Source organism: Azospirillum lipoferum 4B (genome assembly GCF_000283655.1).
In the GTDB taxonomy this organism is placed as follows: domain Bacteria; phylum Pseudomonadota; class Alphaproteobacteria; order Azospirillales; family Azospirillaceae; genus Azospirillum; species Azospirillum lipoferum_C.
The window spans coordinates 125129-144025 of the sequence record NC_016587.1 but is presented as its reverse complement, the minus strand read 5'-3'; the positions used below and the strand labels follow the sequence as shown (position 1 = coordinate 144025).

Below are 18897 nucleotides of genomic sequence, written 5' to 3'. Positions count from 1 at the left end.
TGGAATGCGCCTGTTGGGAACCGACTCCCGTCTCACGTCGGGAACCACCCCGATTCCACGGTGTTGCCCTCATGGAACGGCGGAGTCGGGAGTCTCCGCCCCTTTCGTGGTGCCTCGCACGAGCGGCTTTGCAACGTTGGCGGGTCGCTGCCACAGAATACGGTATGGCAGACCCGCCGGGCAGACAAATGGGGGACTCGCAAATGGAAGACTCGATGGCCGATACCGACGACATCCAGGAGCGTATCCGACGCCGCGCCCATGAGCTGTGGGAAAGCGAAGGCCACCCGCACGGCCGCGATGCCGACCATTGGGCGCAGGCGGAAGCGGAAATCCGCGGTGCCGGCGCACTGGAGCCGACCGAAAAGGTCGCCGGGTCGCGCAAGAAGACCGGCAGTTCCAAGGCCGCGGGCAAGAGCACCCGCGCCGCCGCCGAATCCCTGTCGGAGGTCGCGAACGCCCCGGCGGAAGCCCAGCCCGACACGCCCGCGCCGCCCAAGGCGAAGGCGTCGGCCAAGCCGCCCGGCAAGTCGAAAGCCGCAGCCCCATCGGAGGATCCCGCTCCGGCCAAGGCTACTGGGGCGAAGGCTGCAAAGTCTCCCCCCGCCAAGCCTCCGCGCAGCGCGAAGAAGGACAGCGGAAAGACCGCTTCGCCCGGCTAAGCGCCCCTCCACCTCGGAACCCCGCGGCGCCTGGGGCGGTTGACGGATTCATCCTGCAACCTTCCCCGGAGGACCGGCCATGTCCGCCACACCGTCGATGGACGACTGCATCCGCAACTGCACCGATTGCCACAGGATCTGCCTGGAAACCGTCGCGCATTGCCTGAACAAGGGTGGTGCGCATGCGGAGGCCGGGCATATCCGCCTGATGCTGGACTGCATCGACATCTGCCGCACCAGCGCCGACTTCATGATCCGCGGCTCCCGCTTCCATCACCTCACCTGCGGCGCCTGTGCCGAGATCTGCGCGGCCTGCGCCGACAACTGCGACCGCATGGCCGACGACCCGATGATGAAGCGGTGCGCCGACATGTGCCGCCGCTGCGCCGAAAGCTGCCGGGCAATGTCGCGGATGGCGGCGTAACGGACGCCCCGCCTGGTTCGGGCACCCTGGCACGAGCACCTCTCCGCCCCTGCCGCCGCCACCGTCCTCGTGGCGTGCATGGCAGGGCAACGCCGCAGTCGCGCCTCCGGCGTCCGCAACAGGATCGCGCCTCTGGCGCGGGCGACAGGAGATTGCTAAGGTGCCCACCCGTTTCGTTCCATTCCTTTCGCCAACTCGCCCGAATCGACCAGCTGAGGACCGATCCATGCCGCACTACCGTTCCCGCACCTCCACCCACGGCCGCAACATGGCGGGCGCGCGCGGCCTGTGGCGGGCGACCGGCATGAAGGATGGCGATTTCGGTAAGCCGATCATCGCCATCGCCAACTCCTTCACCCAGTTCGTCCCCGGCCACGTCCATCTGAAGGACCTGGGCCAGCTGGTGGCGCGCGAGATCGAGAAGGCCGGCGGCGTGGCGAAGGAGTTCAACACCATCGCGGTGGACGACGGCATCGCCATGGGCCATGGCGGCATGCTGTACAGCCTGCCCTCGCGCGAGCTGATCGCCGACGCGGTCGAATACATGGCGAACGCCCATTGCGCCGACGCGCTGGTCTGCATCTCCAACTGCGACAAGATCACCCCCGGCATGCTGATGGCCGCGATGCGGCTGAACATCCCGGCGGTCTTCGTCTCCGGCGGCCCGATGGAGGCCGGCAAGGTCAACTGGCGCGGCAAGGTCAAGTCGGTCGACCTGATCGACGCCATGGTCGCCGCAGCCGACCCGACGGTTTCCGACGAGGAGGCGGCGGAGATGGAACGCGGGTCCTGCCCGACCTGCGGCTCCTGCTCCGGCATGTTCACCGCCAACTCGATGAACTGCCTGACCGAGGCGCTGGGCCTGTCGCTGCCCGGCAACGGCACCATCCTGGCCACCCACGCCGACCGCAAGGAGCTGTTCCTCGCCGCCGGCCGCCTCGCCGTCGACCTCTGCCGCCGCTGGTACCAGGAGGAGGACGCCACCGCCCTGCCGCGCGGCATCGCCAGCAAGGCGGCGTTCGAGAACGCGATGACGCTGGACATCGCCATGGGCGGTTCGACCAACACCGTCTTGCACATCCTGGCCGCGGCGCAGGAGGGCGGCATCGACTTCACCATGGCGGACATCGACCGGCTGTCGCGCCGCGTGCCCAACGTCTGCAAGGTCGCCCCGGCAGTGTCCGACGTCCACATCGAGGACGTGCACCGCGCCGGCGGCATCTTCGGCATCCTGGGCGAGCTCGACCGCGCCGGCCTGCTGAACCGCGAGGCACCGACCGTCCATGCCCCGACGCTGGGCGAGGCGCTGGACCGCTGGGACGTGATGCGCACCCAGGATTCCGCCGTCCACACCCTGTACCGCGCCGCCCCCGGCGGCATCCCGACCGTCGTTCCCTTCAGCCAGGAGCGCCGCTGGCCCGAGCTCGACCTCGACCGCGAGAAGGGCGTGATTCGCAAGGCTGAGAACGCTTTCAGCCAGGACGGCGGGCTGGCCGTGCTGTACGGCAACATCGCGGAGAACGGCTGCATCGTAAAGACGGCGGGCGTCGATGCCTCCAACCTTGTCTTCGCCGGCCCGGCCCGCGTCTTCGAAAGCCAGGACGACGCCGTCGCCGGCATTCTGGGCGATGTGGTCAAGGCGGGTGAGGTGGTGGTCATCCGCTACGAGGGTCCGCGCGGCGGCCCCGGCATGCAGGAAATGCTGTACCCGACCAGCTACCTGAAGTCGAAGGGGCTGGGCAAGGCCTGCGCGCTGGTCACCGACGGCCGTTTCTCCGGCGGCACCTCGGGCCTGTCGATCGGCCACGTCTCGCCGGAAGCGGCGCAGGGCGGTGCCATCGGCCTGGTGCAGGACGGCGACCGCATCGAGATCGACATCCCCAACCGCATCATCCGCCTGGCCGTCGGCGATGAAGAGATGCAGCGCCGCCGCGACGCGATGAACACCAAGGGTGTCGATGCCTGGAAGCCGGCCAGCCGCGACCGCGTGGTCTCCCCTGCGCTCCGCGCCTATGCCGCCCTGACCACCAGTGCCGACCGCGGCGCCGTGCGCGACGTGACCCAGGTGGAGAACATCGCCGTCCGCCGCTGAGTGGGGGATCGTCCGTCTGCGCTCGTGTTATATCTCTCCCAATAAGGCACGGCGAACATTCATCACAAGTAACAATCAAGGCGCCGCGCAAGTCGCGGCGCTTTCTTTTTGAACAGAATTACATACGCAGATATGCTGGCTTCCGCCTGCGCGAATTTCTTGGAGCGATGCATCGCTCGGATGTTCGCAAAATTCGAAATGCATGCTCTAATATGCCGACGCGATTTTCGCGAGGGGGGCGGACATGGCGGACGCCATGTGGAGCACAGCGACCGACGACGGCGGTCCCGGACAGGATGCATCGCGTCTGTCCGCCGATAAGCCGCGCGAACGCAAGGTGGTGACGGCGATGTTCGTCGACATCGTCCGCTCCTCCGCCATGGTTGCCGGCCGCGATCCGGAAGACGCCGACGATCTGCTCCTGTCCATCCTGAACCGCGTGACGGAGGCGGTGCCGCGTTTCGAGGGCACGGTGACCCAGATGCTCGGCGACGGTTTCCTGGCGACCTTCGGCGCTCCCGGCGCCAAGGAGGACCACGCCCTGCGCGCCTGCCTGGCTGCCCAGGACATCCTCAGCGCCACCCGCGACGAACAGGGCCGCCCGCTCTTCCACATCCGCATCGGCATCAGCTCGGGCGACGCGGTGGCCCATGTGGTGACCAACGGCCTGTGGACCGATTACCGTGCGGTCGGCGAATGCGTGCATATGGCGGCCAAGTTGCAGCAGCGCGCCGCCTCCGACACCGCCCAGCTCACCCGCGACACGCTGGACCTGATCCCGGTCGGCGTCGCGGTGCGCCCGATGGGGAGCCTTCGCCTGTCGGAGGAGGTGGAGCCGATGCCCGCCTTCCTGCTCGACGGGGCCCGTGCCGTGCGCCGCACCGCCACCGATCTGTTGTCGGCCACCACCGCCCCCTGTGTCGGCCGGGAGCAGGAAGTGGCGGCTTTGTTCGCGATGGCCGATGCGGTGGAAGGCGGGACGCCGGTCCAGCTTCTGCTGCAGGGAGAGGCGGGGATCGGCAAGTCGCGCCTCGTCGGCGAATTCCTGCGCGACCCGCGCAGCCGGCGCTGGACCCTGCTGCAATGGCCGCAGATGCCGATCCGGCGGCTGGCCGATCCGGACGATCTGGAGGCGGTGGCACTGAGCCTGGCGGAGCAGGTGGCCGGCTGCGCCAGCGAGCAGGGTATCGACTGGGTCTGCGAGGCCGCCGGGCGCCGTTCCGGCTCGCTGGCCGGCGACGCGGTGCGCACTCTGTTCGGCCGGCCGGGACTGGACCGGCTGTGGACCGGCCTGGACGCAGCACAACGCCTGTCGCTGGGAATCGAGGGGCTGGTGGGCGCGACGCTGGAGCTGGCGGCTCCGCTGCGGCGCTGCGACGGCGCCCAGCCTGCCGGCGAGGCGATGGATGGCGTCGTCGGCCGGCCGTTGCTGGTCCTTGTCGAGGATGCTCATTGGGCGCGGCCGGTGATGGTGCGGCTTCTCGAGCGGCTGGCCGAAGCGCTGCCGGGCTCAGGGTCCCGACTGCTGCTGCTCGCCACCCGACGACCGCCGCCGCTGGGTCCTGAGTCGCAGGAACAGGGATGGAATGGACGGCCCGGCGGCCGGCGCATGGAATTGGGCATGCTGTCGGCGGAACAGGTGCAGAGCTTCCTGGCCCATTGGCTGGGACCGGACTGGTCGCTGGTGGAGCTGAAGGCCCAGGTCGCCGCCCGCTGCCAGGGCGTTCCGCTCTATCTGGAAGAGGTGCTGCGCACGCTGGAAGCCTCCAACGCCATCGAAGGCGCGCCGGGCGCCTACCGGCTGATCGATCCGCTGGTGGTCCACAAGCTGCCGCGCACGCTGCACGCCCTGCTGGCCGAGCGCATGGACCTTATGACGCTGGAACGGCGCCGGCTGCTGATGAATGCGGCGGTAATCGGCACGACCTTCGACGTCGGATTGCTCCAGGCGCTGACCGGCCTGCCGATGACGAAGCTGTCGGACTGTCTGGCCTATCTCGAGCGCGCCGGCTTCGTGCTGCGCACCCGCCTGCTGCCCAACCTGGAATATTCCTTCAAGCATGCCCTGATCCAAGAGGTCGCCTACGCCACCCTGACCAAGTCCGACCGCCGGGCGCTGCATGCCCGCGTGCTTGAGGCACTGCGCCACCGCCGCGACCACGACCTGCCGAACCGCCTGGACCTGCTGGCCCACCACGCCTTCATGGCGGAAAGCTGGCCTGCCGCCCACCTGTTCGGCCGCCGCGCCGGTGAAAAGGCGGAAGGCCGCTCCAAGCTGGAGGACTCCAGTCGGCATTACGCCAACGCATTGGCCGCCGTGCGGCGGCTGCCGGACCATCCACGGAACACGGCACGCCAGATCGATCTTCTGATCGCCCTTCCGCGATCCCTGCTGCCACGGGGGTCGATGGGCGTGGATGACCATCTGCAACGGGCCATCGCCATGGCGCGCGATTCGGGCGATCTCATCCGCTATGCACGCGCTTGCTCGATGCTGGCATCGTTCCTGTGGACGTTCGGCGATCTCGACCAAGGCCTTGCTCTTTGCCGCGACGGCCTTTCCGCACTCGACGAGCGGGACGACCGCCGCACCCGCGTGCAGTTGCTGTTCAGGTTGGGCGGCTTGCAAACGGACAAGGGACTTTTCGTCGAGGCGCTGAAGACATTCGAGCACGGCTCCCGCATGCTCTCGACGTCCCGTCCTTACGACCGATATGGTCTCGCGACCGTCGCGCGGGTGCATATGGGCAGTCTTGCGGCCAGAGGGCTAGGGCGTGTCGTCAGTTATGGGATTCCCAGCGGTAGGAATGCGTGATTCATAGAGGGTCGGCTGACGGGAGGGCCGACGAATGCGACGCTATGCTTTGCGCGACGATCAGTGGGAGCGGGTCCAGGATTTTCTGCCGGGGCGGGTAGGCCATGTCGGGGGGACGGCGAAGGACAACCGCCTGTTCGTCGAGGCGGTGCTGTACCGTTACCGGGCTGGCATTCCCTGGCGCGACCTGCCCACCCGGTTCGGGGATTGGAAGAACACCCACCGCCGCTACCGCCGCTGGTGCGAGAGCGGGGTGTTCGAGCGCCTTTTCAAAGCCCTGGCCGAGGACAGCGACAACGAGTACATGATGCTCGACGCGACCATCGTCCGCGCCCACCAGCACAGCGCCGGGGCGCGAAAAAAGGGGGCGCCTGCCAAGCCATCGGCCGATCACGAGGGGGGCTGACGACGAAGATCCATGCCATCGTGGACGCCTTGGGCAACCCGGTGGCGATCTCCCTGACCCCCGGTCAGGCCTCTGACTTCAGCCAAGCCGCCCCTCTGCTCGACGCGGTCGAGCCGCAGGCCCTCATCGCCGACAAGGCCTATGATGGCGACGCCCTGATCGACGCATTGAAGGAGCGCGACATCGTCCCCGTCATCCCGTCCAAGGCTAATCGGCTGATCGCCCGCGATACCGATTTCGCCTTGTACCGCGAACGTAATCTCGTCGAGCGATTCTTCAACAAGCTGAAGGGCTTCCGAGCCATTGCAACTCGATACGACAAGCTTGCCAGCACTTTCTTGGCGGCTGTTTACCTCGTGTCGGCTGTCATCTGGCTCAACTGACGACACGCCCTAGCGGAATTGGGCCAAGTCGATGAAGCCATCAAAACCGGCCGCCGGTCGGTAGAGATCGCGGAGGAGAGCAACCATCTTTTCTCACGGCTGTTCGCTCTGACGCATCTGGGTTGGACGCACATCATCTGCGGGCAGTTGAAAGCCAGCATTCCCGCACTGGAAGCGGCATTATCGGTCGGTCACGCCATACATGCCCCACTGCTGCTTCCCTTAGTCATGGGGGGTATCGGATATGCGTCGGTCCTGACGGGGAACCACAAGTCAGGATTCGCCATGTTCGAAAACAGCTTTGCACTATTTCAGCAGCAAGGTGGAGGAAATGGCCGACTTCACCCACTGGGGCGTGTTCCCCAGGTTCTGATTTGGTATGCCGAGGCACTTGCCACCACCGGCGAGATGGATGCAGCTTCGCAGGCTGCTAACGATGGACTGGAAATCGCTAACAGCACTTCTCAAACGTCGTTGGCATCACGCGCTGAGAATTTTCTGAAGACATTCAGCAGTTGGCCCATCCGCACCACACATGCAGACCATCAACGAATTACAATTGGATGAAGTGTCTATTTAAAATGGTATTATGAAAACAGAAATGACTCAAATTGCGTCGTTTCCACGAAAATAGTCCAGAACAAAGCTTCGGATTTCACTACTCAAGTCCACGCTCTTTGAGCGTCGTGCATCCAATTTCGCGCACAATTGCTTAGTTAGCAATCCTTCAGCTTGCGCGATGGCATCCAGCCCGTCCCACACGGCATTTTCAAGACGCACACGCCTCTCTCCGTCTTCAACCAATACAACGCGAACCGACATTGCAGGCCAAGCCATCAAGCTGGATAAGTGGCCCGCCCGGTAATCACGTTGTTTGTTGGCAGAGTTCAGCATCCCAGAGGTCCCCCTAACTGCAGCCACGGCCGAAAACCTAGCTTGAAGTGTTGTGTTATCCGAAGGGCGGTGTTCGCAAAGTGAAAAACTTCACAGCGCAAGTTAGTTCGAATTCGAAGAAATGAGTGCATCACTTATGCCAAGGAGACATACGATGTCGCTCAATCTGTCCCAGTCGTCGATGGTTCGTGGCGCCGATGGCCGTCTGTACAATGTTTCCGCCCAGGGCGTGACCGAGATCGCCGAAGTCCAGGCGTCGACCGTCCGCAATCTCGTCCGCTCCGGTGACCGCGGCACCTTCGATGCCGCCGATCACGAGGCTGGCCGTTACAGCATCACCCCGGGCGCCTGATCGGGTTCCCGGTTCCGGTTCTTCGGACCGTGGCCACCAGCACCGCTTCAGGTGCTGATCGGCCACGGACCCGGGAACGGGACGCGTCCTCTCGATTTTCCTCCGCCCCGGACAAGCCGCGATGCCCTTCGATCTGCTCGATGTCAAAGCCTCCGTTTCGGATGCGGTGAAGGCCCACACGGTCGGCACCCACCGGGTCATGGCCCCCGAACAGACCCTGGCTCGGGTCACCCCGTTCCTGCCGATAATGGGGATCACCCGGGTCGCCAACGTCACCGGGCTGGATGCCGTCGGCATTCCGGTGGTGATGGTGACGCGGCCGAACTCGCGTTCCATCTCGGTGTCGCAGGGCAAGGGGGTGACGCTCGCCGCCGCCAAGGCGTCGGGGGTCATGGAATCGATCGAAAGCTATCACGCCGAACGGATCACCCTGCCGCTGAAGTTCGCCAGCTTCGAGGAGCTGCGCTGGACCCACCCGGTGGTGGACGTCAGCCGCCTGCCCCGGCTGTCGACCGGCTGCTTCAATCCCAACAGCCCCATCCTGTGGATCGAGGGCCAGGATCTGCTGAACGGCGGCCCGAAATGGGTTCCGTTCGAGATGGTCCACCTGAATTTCACCGTGCCGATGGCCCCCGGCCACGGCGCCTTCCTTGCCGGCTCCAACGGGCTGGCGTCGGGCAACCACAAGGTGGAGGCGATCAGCCACGCCGTCACCGAACTGGTGGAGCGCGACGCAACCACCCTGTGGCGCCTGCAGGACCCCGCCACCCAGGGGGCAACCCGCATCGACCTGGACAGCATCGACGATCCGGTCTGCCGCTCGCTGATCGACCGGTTCGATGCCGCCGGCGTCGCCGTCGGCGTGTGGGAGACCACCAGCGACATCGGCCTGCCCGCCTTCCTCTGCCGCATTGTCGAGCGCGAGGATCTGCCCCAGCACTCCATCCGCCCGGCCACCGGCATGGGCTGCCATGTGGCGCGCGAGATCGCCCTGTCCCGCGCCCTGACGGAAGCGGCGCAGAGCCGCCTGACCTTCATTGCCGGCGCCCGCGACGACATGCCCCGCGCCGAATATGAACGGCACCTCGACCCGGCCAACCATGCCCGCTGGAAGGCGATGATCGCCGATGGCGCCGGCCGGCGCTCCTTCCGTCACTGCCCGACCAGCACCGCCCCCACGATCGAGGCCGATCTCGCCCACCAGCTCGACCGGCTGCGCGCCGTCGGCATCGAAGAGGCGGTGGCGGTCGACCTGACCAAGCCTGAATTCGGCATCCCCGTCGTCCGCGTCGTCGTGCCTGGGTTGGAGGGTGCCGACGAATCCCCCGATTACCTGCTGGGCGAACGCGGCCTGCGTGTACTCGGCACCCAAGCCATGGAGAAGGCGGCATGAGCGGCGTCTATGTCTTCCTCGGCCCCACCCTGCCGCGCGAGGATGCGGTGCTGGAGCTGGACGCTACCTATCTGCCACCGGTCGCCCAAGGCGACGTGTTGCGGCTGTGTGCGGAGAAGCCGGCAGCCATCGGCATCGTCGACGGCTTCTTCGAAAGCGTGCCGTCGGTCTGGCACAAGGAAATCCTCTACGCTATCCATGCCGGCATCCCTGTGTTCGGTGCCTCCAGCATGGGAGCGCTGCGCGCGGCGGAGCTGCATCCCTTCGGCATGATCGGCGTCGGCGCCATCTTCGAGGCGTTCCGCGACGGCCGGCTGGAGGACGACGACGAGGTTGCGGTGATCCACGGCCCGGCCGAGCTGGGCTACACCGCCCTGTCGGAGGCGATGGTCAACATCCGCCGCACCCTGTCCGACGCGGTGACCGACCGGGTCCTGGCCGCGGGCACGGCCTTGCGCCTGGAATCCATCGCCAAGGAACTGCCCTACCGCGAGCGCGGCTATGGCCGGATGCTGCGGCTGGGTGGCGACATCGGCCTGCCGGCGGAAGAGCTGGCGGCTTTCCGCAGCTGGCTGCCCCAGGGCCGCTTCGACCAGAAGCGAGACGATGCCAAGGCAATGCTGCGCAGCATGGCGCGGCGCCTGGGCCGTCCGACCGGCGATGATGCGATGCAGGAAGTCCGTTTCCATTTCGAACGGACCGTCCTGTGGGAACGTGCCCTGCGCGACGCTGCCCCCCTCGCGATGTAAGTGCGTTTTCGGTAGACTGATCGCGTCGGGGTGGCGGTTGTCGTCGCCCAGGCATGAAACGGTGCCGGGACGGATGGATGAACGCGCCCATGGATGTGGCGGCGGTGCTGAGGCGCAACCGCCTGCTTGGAGAGCTCGACGCCGGGCAAATGGCGGAAATGCTGGGGCTGGGCCGTATCGTCCGCTTCGATGCCGACCAGATCATCTTCGACAAGGGCGATCCCGGCGACAGCCTGTTCGCCGTGCTGAAAGGCCAGATCGCCATCCGGACCTCCTCGGCGGATGGCAAGACCATGCTGCTGAACATCCTGGAGGCCGGCGACGTCCTGGGAGAAATCGGCCTGATCGACGGCCGCGAACGCACGGCCGCCGCCGTCGCCTTGCGCCCGGTCGAACTTTACCGCATCGACCGCGCCGACTTCATCCCGTTCCTGGAACGCCACCCGCGCCTGTGCACCAGCATGATGGTGGTCCTGTGCGACCGGCTGCGCTGGGTGTCCGAGAACATCGAGGATGCCGTCTTCCACGATGTCCCGCGCCGTCTCGCCCGCAGGTTGCTGCTGCTGTCGGACAGCTACGGACAGCCGACTGCGGCCGGCCTGCGCCTGACCTTGCCGCTGTCGCAGGAAGCACTCGCCAACATGCTGGGTGTAACCCGCGAAATGGTGAACAAGTGTCTCGGCGCCCTGCGCAGGACTGGCGCAGTGACATATGCCAAAGGTTTTATTGTCATCAATGATCTGGCTCTACTAAAGGATATGGCCGGAGATCCCGAACGGACTCCCTAGGGAGAATCCTTACCTGCCGAAAGTTTTGTTCCCAAAGCCGGTTGTGGTCGCGTTATAGTGGGCGCGCGTTGGGGGCAATCGCACGGGCAGGACGAGGATTTAAGAGCATGTCGAGCGACGGGAACAACAGGTCTCGCATTGATCAATCCACGGGTGTTGCTTCGCTGGCCCTTCGCACGCTGAAATTGTCTGGACGCGATGTGTCCATCCGTCTGGAGCCGTCCTACTGGGAGGGGCTCGATGAGATCTGCCAGCGGGAAGACCTGACGGTGGAAGAGCTGTGCGGGGATGTCCGTGATCGCATGGAGCAGCAGGGCCGTCGCGCCTCCCAGGCCGGCGTATCGCTCGCGAACGCTCTGCGCGTATTCGTGGTCGGCTATTTCCGGCAGGCTGCGACCGAGCGCGGCCACGCCCGTGCCGGCCATGGCCAGGGCCGCCCGTTCATCGCCACCCCCTTCGATACGATTCCCGCCACCAGCGAAAGCTGAGAAGGCCCGGGCTTCCAGGAAGGGGCAGGCATCTCGACCCACCCCCTCGAAGCATTGGAAGGGCCGCCTTACTGGGCGGTCCAGCCGCCGTCCATGGTCAGCGCGGCCCCGCGCATGTTGCCGGCAGCTTCCGAGCACAGGAACAGCGCCAGTTCACCCAGCTGTTCCGGGGTGACGAAGGATTTCGACGGCTGCTTCTCACTGAGCAGCTCACGTCCGGCCTCCTCCACCGACAGGTCGCGCGAGGCAGCCAGCGCATCGATCTGCTTCTGCACCAGCGGCGTCAGCACCCAGCCCGGGCAGATGGCGTTGCAGGTGATGTTGGTCTCCGCAAGTTCCAGCGCCGTCACCTTGGTCAGGCCAATCACACCGTGCTTGGCGGCGACATAGGCCGACTTGTTGACCGACGCCACCAGGCCGTGCACCGACGCGATGTTGATGACCCGGCCCCAGCCGCGCGCCTTCATGCCCGGCAATGCCGCACGGGTGCCGTGGAAGACGGCCGACAGGTTGATGGCGATCACCGCGTCCCAGCGTTCCACCGGGAAGGCATCGACCGGCGCCACATGCTGGATGCCAGCATTGTTGACCAGCACGTCCAGCCGGCCATAAGCCGCCTCGGTGGCGGCGACCATCGCCTCGATCTCCTCCGGCTTCGACATGTCGGCGCCATTGTGGGCGACGCGCACGCCGAACTCCGCCGACAGCGACTGGCACAGTTCGGCGATGTAGCCGGTGTCGCCGAAGCCGTTCAGCATCAGGTCGGCACCCTGGCCTGCAAGCTGCCGTGCGATTCCAAGGCCGATCCCGCTGGTAGACCCAGTGACGAGCGCGGCCTTCCCCTTCAGATTGGTCATTGTTCTTTACCCTTAGAGCGGCATGGGACGGAGATCCGGAGCGACGATCAGTTCGCACCCGGTGTTGGCGATCACCTGCTCCACGGTGACACCGGGGGCGGTTTCCTTCAAGACGAGGCCGGCGTCGGTCGGCTCGATGACGGCGAGGTCGGTCACCACCAGGTCGACCCGGCGGACCGAGGTCAGCGGCAGCGCGCATCGCTCGACGATCTTCGGTTCGCCCTTGGCGCTGTGCTGCATGGCGACGATCACCCGGCGGGCGCCGGTGACCAGATCCATCGCCCCGCCCATGCCCGGCACCATCTTGCCCGGCACCATCCAGTTGGCGAGACGTCCTTCACGGTCCACCTGCAGGCCGCCGAGCACGGTGACGTCCAGATGGCCGCCGCGGATCAGCCCGAAGGAGAAGGCGCTGTCGAAGGACGCCGCCCCCGGCAGGGCCGAGATGGGCGAACCGCCGGCATCGGTCAGGTCGTGGTTCTCCGCCCCGGTGATCGGGCCGGACATGCCGACGATGCCGTTCTCCGACTGGAAGAACACATGGCGTCCGGCGGGGACATAGCGGGCGACCAGGGTCGGCAGGCCGATTCCCAAGTTGACGAGGTCGCCGTCCATCAGTTCCAGCGCGACGCGCTTGGCGATCAGGGTCTTTTCATCCATGGCTCAATACTCCCCGATCAGCGCGGCGTTGCGGTGACGATGTGGTCGACCAGAACCGACGGCGTCATCACCGCGTCGGGCGGGATGCAGCCGACCGGCAGGATGTCCTCGGCCTCGGCGATCACGGTGGCGCCGGCCATCGCCATCAGCGGGTTGAAGTTGCGCGCGGTCAGCGCGTAGGTCAGGTTGCCGTACAGGTCGGCCTGCTTGGCGGCGACCAGCGCGAAGTCGGCCTTGATCGGTGTCTCCAGCAGGTAGGTGACGCCGTCGATCTCGACCGTGCGCTTGCCCTCCTCCACAATCGTGCCGACGCCGGTGGGGGTCAGGACGCCGCCCAGGCCGACGCCGCCGGCGCGGATGCGCTCGGCCAGCGTACCCTGCGGCACCAACTCCACCTCGATGTCGCCGGCGATCATCTGCTTCTGCGTCTCGGGGTTCAGCCCGATGTGGCTGGTGACGACGCGGCGCACCAGCTTTTCCACCACCAGCTTGCCCAGGCCGTTGTTGGGCCGGGCGGTGTCGTTGGCGATGATGGTCAGGTCGCGCTTGCCCTGGCGGATCAGTTCGTCCACCAGCCGGCTGGGGCCGCCGACGGCCATGAAGCCGCCGATCAGCAGGGAAGCGCCGTCGGGAATGCGCGAGACGACCTCTTCCAGGGAAACGAGTTTGTTCTTCATGGTCAGACGATCCCGGTCAGGTAATAGACGGCGATCACGAAGAAGACCGCCAGCGTCTTGATGCAGGTGACGGCGAAGATGTCGCCGTAGGACTGCCGGTGCGTCAGCCCGGTGACGCCCAGCAACGTGATGACCGCGCCGTTATGCGGCAAGGTGTCCATGCCGCCGCTGGCCATGGAGGCGACACGATGCAGCACCTCCATCGGGATGCCGGCGGCGTTGGCGGCGGCGATGAACTGGTCGGCCATGGCTGCCAGCGCGATGCTCATGCCGCCCGACGCCGAACCGGTGATGCCGGCCAGCGCGGTGACGGTCACCGCCTCGTTCACCAGCGGGTTGGGGATGGCGGCCAGCGCGTCGCGGATGATCAGAAAGCCCGGCAGCGCCGCGATCACCGCGCCGAAGCCGTATTCCGACGCCGTGTTCATGGCGGCCAGCAGCGACCCGCCGATGGCGGCCTTGGTTCCGTCGGCGAAGCGCTGGGACACCGGCTTCCAGGCGAAGGCCAGCACCATCAGGATGCCGCAGAGCAGAGCCCCTTCCACCGCCCAGATGCCGGCGACGGAGGAGACCTGCGTCACCAGCGGCTTGGCGCCGGGGGTAAGCGCCACCTCGCTGGTGGTGCCGTAGATGCCGGGGATGCCCATGGTGAACAGCTTGTTCAGCACGCCGACGGCGACCAGCGGCGACAGGGCCAGGATCGGGTTCGGCAGCGCTTCCGAGGCGACCGGCTCCGGTTCGTTGCTGTGGCCGCTGCCGTAGCCCTCGCCCCGCGCGATGGCCGAGCGCACGCGCCATTCCAGATAGAGCAGCCCCAGCGCCAGGATGAAGATCGAGCCGATCACGCCCAGCCAGGGCGCGGCATAGGCATCGGTCTTGAAGAAGGTGGTGGGGATGATGTTCTGGATTTGCGGCGTGCCCGGCAGCGCGTCCATGGTGACGGTGAAGGCGCCGAGCGCGATCACGCCGGGGATCAGGCGCTTGGGGATGTCGCTCTGCCGGAACATCTCCGCCGCGAAGGGATAGACGGCGAAGACCACGACGAACAGCGACACGCCGCCATAGGTCAGCAGCAGGCAGACCAGCACGATGGAGGTCACAGCACGCTCGCGCCCGACCAGCTTGATGACGGCCGAGACGATCGACTTGGAGAAGCCGGACAGCTCGATCACCTTGCCGAATACCGCGCCCAGCAGGAAGACCGGGAAGTACAGCTTCACGAAGCCGACCATCTTGTCCATGAACAGGCCGGTGAAGATGGGCGGCACGGCGGACGGATCGGTCAGCAGCACGGCACCCATCGCCGCGATGGGCGCAAAAAGGATGACGCTGAAGCCCCGATAGGCGACCAGCATCAGGAACGCGAGCGCTCCCACGCAGATCAGGAAACTCATTTGGACGATGCTCCCTCGGTTATTCTTTTCGGACGGTGACCGTCACGGGTGTGTTTTCGGGATTTACGGCTGAAGCAGACTGCGAAGCCGGGCCATGCCGGCGTCGTAAAGGTCGCGGACGAAGCGCTCCGCCTCCGCCTCCGCGCCCTGGTTGGGGTGGGTGGAAAGCGGGCGGAAGGTGGCGGTCCAATCCAGGGCGGCCTGCCGTTCCCCATCGGCGCGCAGACGGATCTGCGCCAGAAGGTCGGCAACCGGGTACGGTCCTTCGACCACCGCATAGGTGTAGGCATCGTCGATGCGGCTGACATGCTCCAGCCGATGGACGACCGGCGCCCCGTCATAAAGCCGCAGACGCCGCAGCGCGCCCTTCCCCGCCCCCTCCACGATCACGGAGACCGCACCGGGATACCAGTCGCCCAACGCCCCGTTCCACCGGACCAACGGCCACACGCGGCGCGCTGGAACGGGCAGATGAGAGGTTGCGGTGACGAGCGGCATCGGAGCGCTTTCTCATGGCGGCAGTCCCCTGAGAGCGGGGTACAACCATAAGAGCAAGGCTTGTGCCAGGATTGGACGGCCCGATGGTGTCAGCGGAAATCTTTGATAAGGCTGATTTTGTGCATTGCACACAAAACCCCACGACTAGCTGCCTGTCTCATAATCGAGATTGCGCAAGAGTGATCCGTCTGTTTTTAGAGAATAAGTCTCGAATTATAGACGTCCACGGCAAGGCGAAACGATCATCTCGGAAGGCGGTTGAGCCGACTTGTGGAATGCCGCTTGACCTTCCAACCGTTGGAAGGCCCAGCCTGTGCAGATTGCGTGCGCCGTCGCATCGCCAAGGGAGAAGACCCATGCTGACGTTGAAGGTATCCGGAATGTCCTGCGGCCACTGCGCCCAGACCGTGACCAAGGCGGTGGAAGCGCTGCCGTCGGTCGAGCGCGCCCTGGTCGATCTGAAGGAGGGCCAGGTGACCGTCGAGGGCGACGCCGACGAATCGACCGTCCGCCAGGCCATCGAGGATGCCGGCTATGAGGTGCAGGGCCGGGCGTGAGGCGCCATCCGCAAAAAGAATGGGCGCCGGGCCATATGGCCGGCGCCCATTCCCGATGGCGTATTCCCGGAAGGTTCTTTTGAAGGTCTTTTTACTTGGTGAGGATCAGCTTGTTGGCGCGGGTCACGCGCAGGCGATAGCTCTGCCCGGCGTGCTGGATCACGATCTCGCGGCTGCCCGACATCAGACGGGCGGATTCGACCACCGGCAGGGACGCGGCGATGAAGGAAGCGGGAGCGGAGACGGCGATGTCGTGCATGGCGTGTCTTTCTTGCTGGACGGACGTTGCGGTCGGCGATGTCCGGGCGTGAACCCTGAACCGGACACTACGCCCGTCCGGAACCAATTGCAAGTCATTCTCATTCGCTTTCCCGCCCAGCTCTCAACGCGGTTCCTGCCGTCAGCCCTTGACCGCCCGATGCACCATCCAGCGCAGGCCAACCACCAACAGCTTGTTGTATTCGTTGATCAGCAGGTTCGCGGTGCCGGGCCACATCCACCATTCGTCCAGATGGACGGTGGGAGCGACGACGGGATGGGGCACCAGTTCCACGTCGGGCATCGCCATCGACAGTTCCAGCAGGCTGCGGCGCATGTGGTAGTTGGCGGTCACCAGCCGCAGCGACCGGAACCCCTGGTCGCGCATCCAGTCCGCCGTCTCATAGGCGTTGCCGATGGTGCTGTCCGCCGAATAGCCGAGCGTGATGCAGCATTCCATCTCGGTCGGGGAATGGCGGGAAAGCTTCAGCAGTTCCTGCACATCCACGCCGTCATAGACGCCGGAGACGAACAGCTTCTTCGCCCGTCCGGCGGCGAGCAGCTCCAGCCCGGTGCCCAGCCGGTTGCTGCCTCCGGTCAGCACGACGATGGCCTCGGTCTGCCGTTCGGCTTCAGATCCGGCGGGGGATGAGCGCGGCACGTCGGCGGCGTACCAGACCAGCCCGCCCAGCCAGAGGACGGCCGCCACCAGCGAGCCGGCCAGCAGATAGGCCACCGCCCGCGCCACCATCCCGTTGCGCCGCCGGTGCACGGATCTCATGGCGCCCCCCATCTCACGGCATGGACTCCAGCGTGCGCAGGACGGTCCAGCGGGCGGTCGCCAGCGCCAGCAGGGCCAGCATTCCCGGCACCAGAAGCAGCACCGCCCACTGCCAGGGCTGCAGCGACAGGTCGGACAGCAGGCTGGCCCGCAGCCCCTGGGACGCCCGGTACAGCCCGAACAGCGTGCCGCCGGCCAGCAGCAGGCCGATGGCGCCGCCGCGCAGGCTCAAGGACACCACATGCCGTTCGAACTGGCGGGACACATAGCGGTCGGTCGCGCCCATCAGGTGCAGCAGTTCCACCACCGGACGGTGGATGGCAAGGCCGGTGCGCACGGCGAAGACCACCGTCATCACCGCCGCCGCCCCGATCAGCAGGACCACCCCCAGCGCCGCCAGCCGCACCGCCCCGGCGAAGGAGCGCAGATCGGCCAGCCACACCGCATGGTCGTCCAGCGTCGCCCCCGGCGCCGCCGACGTCAGGCGAAGCCGCAAGGCCGCGACGTCGACCGGCCCGTCGGCGGCGACGTCGATCAGCCGCGGCATCGGCAGCAGCGGGTCCGACGCCCCCGCCCCCAGCCAGGGTTCCAGCAGCCGGGCGATCTCGCCCCCGCCCAGCACGGTGGCCGACCGGATTCCGGGGAAGGCGCGCAGGACGGTCACCGCCGCCTCCACCCGCTCGCCCAGCGGCGCGACCGGAGCGCCCGGCATCGGCGCCACCTGCACGGTCAGCCCGCCGGCAAGGCCGCTGTCCCAGCGTTGCGCCATGTCCGACACCAGCATGGCGCCGGCCAGCGCCAACACCGCAAGAAAGGCCATCAGCGCGGTGATCCAGCCGAGGAAGCGCGAGGAAGGATCGACCGCAAGCGGCAGGTCGGAGCGGGGACGGACCGGACGAAGCGCCATGCCGCTACTCCCACCGCGACTCTTGCGGGCGCGTGTCGCCGGCACGGCCGTCGGGCGCATGGCCATCATGAACCCGGCTTCCGCGCGCAGGCAGCACCATCAACCGGCCATTGTCGAGGTGCAGTCGCGGGTGGTCGAAACGGCGGATCAGCGCCTCGTTGTGGGTGGCGATCACCACGGTGGTTCCCAGCTTGTACAGTTCCTCGAAAAGATAGAGCAGGCGCATGCCGATGCCGTCGTCGACGTTGCCGGTCGGCTCGTCCGCCAGCAGAAGCCGCGGCCGGTTGATGACCGAGCGCGCGATGGCCACCCGCTGCTTCTGCCCGCCCGACAGGGTGGACGGTTTGGCGTGCAGGTGGTTGCCCAGCCCCACCCAGCGCAGGATCTCGGTGCAGTGGGCGACCACGTCTGCCTCCGGCGTGCCGGCCATGCGCAGCGGCAGCGCCACATTGTCCAGCGCCGACAGATGGTCGAGCAGGGCGAAGTCCTGGAACACCACGCCGATCTGGCGGCGCAGCTCCGGCAGGTCGCGGCGGGTCGCCATCGCCATGTCGCGGCCGAACAGGGTGACCAGACCGCGCGACGGCCGGTGGGCCAGATACATCAGCTTCAGCAGCGACGATTTGCCCGCCCCGCTGGCACCGGTCAGGAAATGGAAGGACCCCGGCAACAGGGTAAAGCTGATGTCGCGCAGCACCTCCGCCTCCGTGCCGTACCGCAAGCCGACATTTTCGAAACGAATCACGGTCCCACCACAGCCACGACAACCCTCCGTGCCGGGGACAATGCACCCGGCGGGGGACGGAGTCCACCCCGCCCCGCACAGCGGCACCATCGCCGCAACAGCGCGGAATACTTGAGA

22 protein-coding genes and 1 pseudogene are annotated in these 18897 nt (G+C 66.5%); 13 read left to right on the top strand and 10 right to left on the bottom strand.

From position 1 onward, the window contains the following. The first annotated feature begins 215 nt into the window (after positions 1-215). The 7 genes and pseudogenes from AZOLI_RS24910 (at position 216) to AZOLI_RS31735 (ending at position 7349) form a co-directional block, all read left to right on the top strand. A complete protein-coding gene (locus AZOLI_RS24910; protein WP_162488421.1) occupies positions 216-662 on the top strand; it encodes a DUF2934 domain-containing protein in 447 nt (148 codons plus the stop codon). A gap of 79 nt (positions 663-741) precedes the next feature. Further along, positions 742-1086, top strand: coding sequence for a four-helix bundle copper-binding protein (locus AZOLI_RS24905; RefSeq protein WP_014189400.1), 345 nt, complete (start codon positions 742-744; stop codon positions 1084-1086). 226 nt (positions 1087-1312) lie between these two features. Next, positions 1313-3178 (top strand): dihydroxy-acid dehydratase, encoded by a 1866-nt coding sequence (gene ilvD / locus AZOLI_RS24900; protein WP_014189399.1) that lies wholly within the window; start codon positions 1313-1315, stop codon positions 3176-3178. A gap of 244 nt (positions 3179-3422) precedes the next feature. Further along, positions 3423-5993, top strand: a complete 2571-nt coding sequence (locus AZOLI_RS24895) for an ATP-binding protein (RefSeq protein WP_014189398.1) — start codon at positions 3423-3425, stop codon at positions 5991-5993. A gap of 34 nt (positions 5994-6027) precedes the next feature. Continuing rightward, positions 6028-6306: pseudogene (locus AZOLI_RS33415) on the top strand (transposase); the annotation flags it as partial. After that, positions 6234-6782, top strand: coding sequence for an IS5 family transposase (locus AZOLI_RS31740; protein WP_244442499.1), 549 nt, complete (start codon positions 6234-6236; stop codon positions 6780-6782). The pseudogene AZOLI_RS33415 and the gene AZOLI_RS31740, both read left to right, overlap by 73 nt. Before the next feature lie 18 nt (positions 6783-6800). Continuing rightward, positions 6801-7349 (top strand): hypothetical protein, encoded by a 549-nt coding sequence (locus tag AZOLI_RS31735; RefSeq protein ID WP_014189397.1) that lies wholly within the window; start codon positions 6801-6803, stop codon positions 7347-7349. Positions 7350-7388: 39 nt separating this feature from the next. On the opposite strand, the gene AZOLI_RS33410 is transcribed toward AZOLI_RS31735, so the two are convergent. Continuing rightward, complete coding sequence (locus AZOLI_RS33410) at positions 7389-7676, bottom strand: ribbon-helix-helix domain-containing protein (protein WP_081506014.1); 288 nt, start codon at positions 7674-7676, stop codon at positions 7389-7391. Between the two features lie 154 nt (positions 7677-7830). Between AZOLI_RS33410 and AZOLI_RS24880 the strand changes: the two genes are divergently transcribed. The 5 genes from AZOLI_RS24880 (at position 7831) to AZOLI_RS24860 (ending at position 11446) form a co-directional block, all read left to right on the top strand. Continuing rightward, positions 7831-8028 (top strand): hypothetical protein, encoded by a 198-nt coding sequence (locus AZOLI_RS24880; RefSeq protein ID WP_014189396.1) that lies wholly within the window; start codon positions 7831-7833, stop codon positions 8026-8028. Positions 8029-8149: 121 nt separating this feature from the next. Further along, positions 8150-9421, top strand: a complete 1272-nt coding sequence (locus tag AZOLI_RS24875) for a YcaO-like family protein (RefSeq protein ID WP_014189395.1) — start codon at positions 8150-8152, stop codon at positions 9419-9421. Beyond that, positions 9418-10170 (top strand): TfuA-like protein, encoded by a 753-nt coding sequence (locus tag AZOLI_RS24870; RefSeq protein WP_014189394.1) that lies wholly within the window; start codon positions 9418-9420, stop codon positions 10168-10170. The genes AZOLI_RS24875 and AZOLI_RS24870 overlap by 4 nt, the downstream gene beginning before the upstream one ends. 77 nt (positions 10171-10247) lie before the next feature. Continuing rightward, positions 10248-10958: a Crp/Fnr family transcriptional regulator gene (locus AZOLI_RS24865; protein ID WP_044553126.1), complete on the top strand. Its 711-nt coding sequence runs from the start codon at positions 10248-10250 to the stop codon at positions 10956-10958. Positions 10959-11065: 107 nt separating this feature from the next. Then, complete coding sequence (locus AZOLI_RS24860; protein WP_044553123.1) at positions 11066-11446, top strand: ribbon-helix-helix domain-containing protein; 381 nt, start codon at positions 11066-11068, stop codon at positions 11444-11446. 68 nt (positions 11447-11514) lie between these two features. On the opposite strand, the gene AZOLI_RS24855 is transcribed toward AZOLI_RS24860, so the two are convergent. From AZOLI_RS24855 to AZOLI_RS24835, 5 genes are all read right to left on the bottom strand, one after another. Continuing rightward, on the bottom strand, positions 11515-12303 hold the full coding sequence (locus AZOLI_RS24855) for a 3-hydroxybutyrate dehydrogenase (RefSeq protein WP_014189391.1): 789 nt from the start codon (positions 12301-12303) through the stop codon (positions 11515-11517). A gap of 12 nt (positions 12304-12315) precedes the next feature. Beyond that, complete coding sequence (locus tag AZOLI_RS24850; protein WP_014189390.1) at positions 12316-12963, bottom strand: 3-oxoacid CoA-transferase subunit B; 648 nt, start codon at positions 12961-12963, stop codon at positions 12316-12318. Between the two features lie 17 nt (positions 12964-12980). Then, positions 12981-13640: a CoA transferase subunit A gene (locus AZOLI_RS24845; protein ID WP_014189389.1), complete on the bottom strand. Its 660-nt coding sequence runs from the start codon at positions 13638-13640 to the stop codon at positions 12981-12983. A gap of 2 nt (positions 13641-13642) precedes the next feature. Continuing rightward, on the bottom strand, positions 13643-15034 hold the full coding sequence (locus tag AZOLI_RS24840; RefSeq protein WP_014189388.1) for a GntP family permease: 1392 nt from the start codon (positions 15032-15034) through the stop codon (positions 13643-13645). Between the two features lie 63 nt (positions 15035-15097). After that, on the bottom strand, positions 15098-15532 hold the full coding sequence (locus AZOLI_RS24835; protein WP_014189387.1) for an SRPBCC family protein: 435 nt from the start codon (positions 15530-15532) through the stop codon (positions 15098-15100). A 356-nt stretch (positions 15533-15888) separates the two neighbouring features. Between AZOLI_RS24835 and AZOLI_RS24830 the strand changes: the two genes are divergently transcribed. After that, a complete protein-coding gene (locus tag AZOLI_RS24830) occupies positions 15889-16089 on the top strand; it encodes a heavy-metal-associated domain-containing protein (protein ID WP_014189386.1) in 201 nt (66 codons plus the stop codon). 91 nt (positions 16090-16180) lie between these two features. Here AZOLI_RS24830 and hemP read toward each other — a convergent pair whose 3' ends face one another. The 4 genes from hemP to ftsE form a co-directional block, all read right to left on the bottom strand. Then, a complete protein-coding gene (gene hemP / locus AZOLI_RS31725) occupies positions 16181-16348 on the bottom strand; it encodes a hemin uptake protein HemP (RefSeq protein ID WP_014189385.1) in 168 nt (55 codons plus the stop codon). Between the two features lie 141 nt (positions 16349-16489). Further along, positions 16490-17128, bottom strand: a complete 639-nt coding sequence (locus AZOLI_RS24825; protein WP_048816581.1) for a YdcF family protein — start codon at positions 17126-17128, stop codon at positions 16490-16492. A gap of 13 nt (positions 17129-17141) precedes the next feature. After that, positions 17142-18035 carry a cell division protein FtsX gene (locus AZOLI_RS24820; RefSeq protein ID WP_014189383.1) on the bottom strand — a complete coding sequence of 298 codons (894 nt, stop codon included), beginning with the start codon at positions 18033-18035 and terminating at the stop codon, positions 17142-17144. Between the two features lie 4 nt (positions 18036-18039). Next, complete coding sequence (gene ftsE, locus AZOLI_RS24815) at positions 18040-18780, bottom strand: cell division ATP-binding protein FtsE (RefSeq protein ID WP_014189382.1); 741 nt, start codon at positions 18778-18780, stop codon at positions 18040-18042. Positions 18781-18897 lie beyond the last annotated feature (117 nt).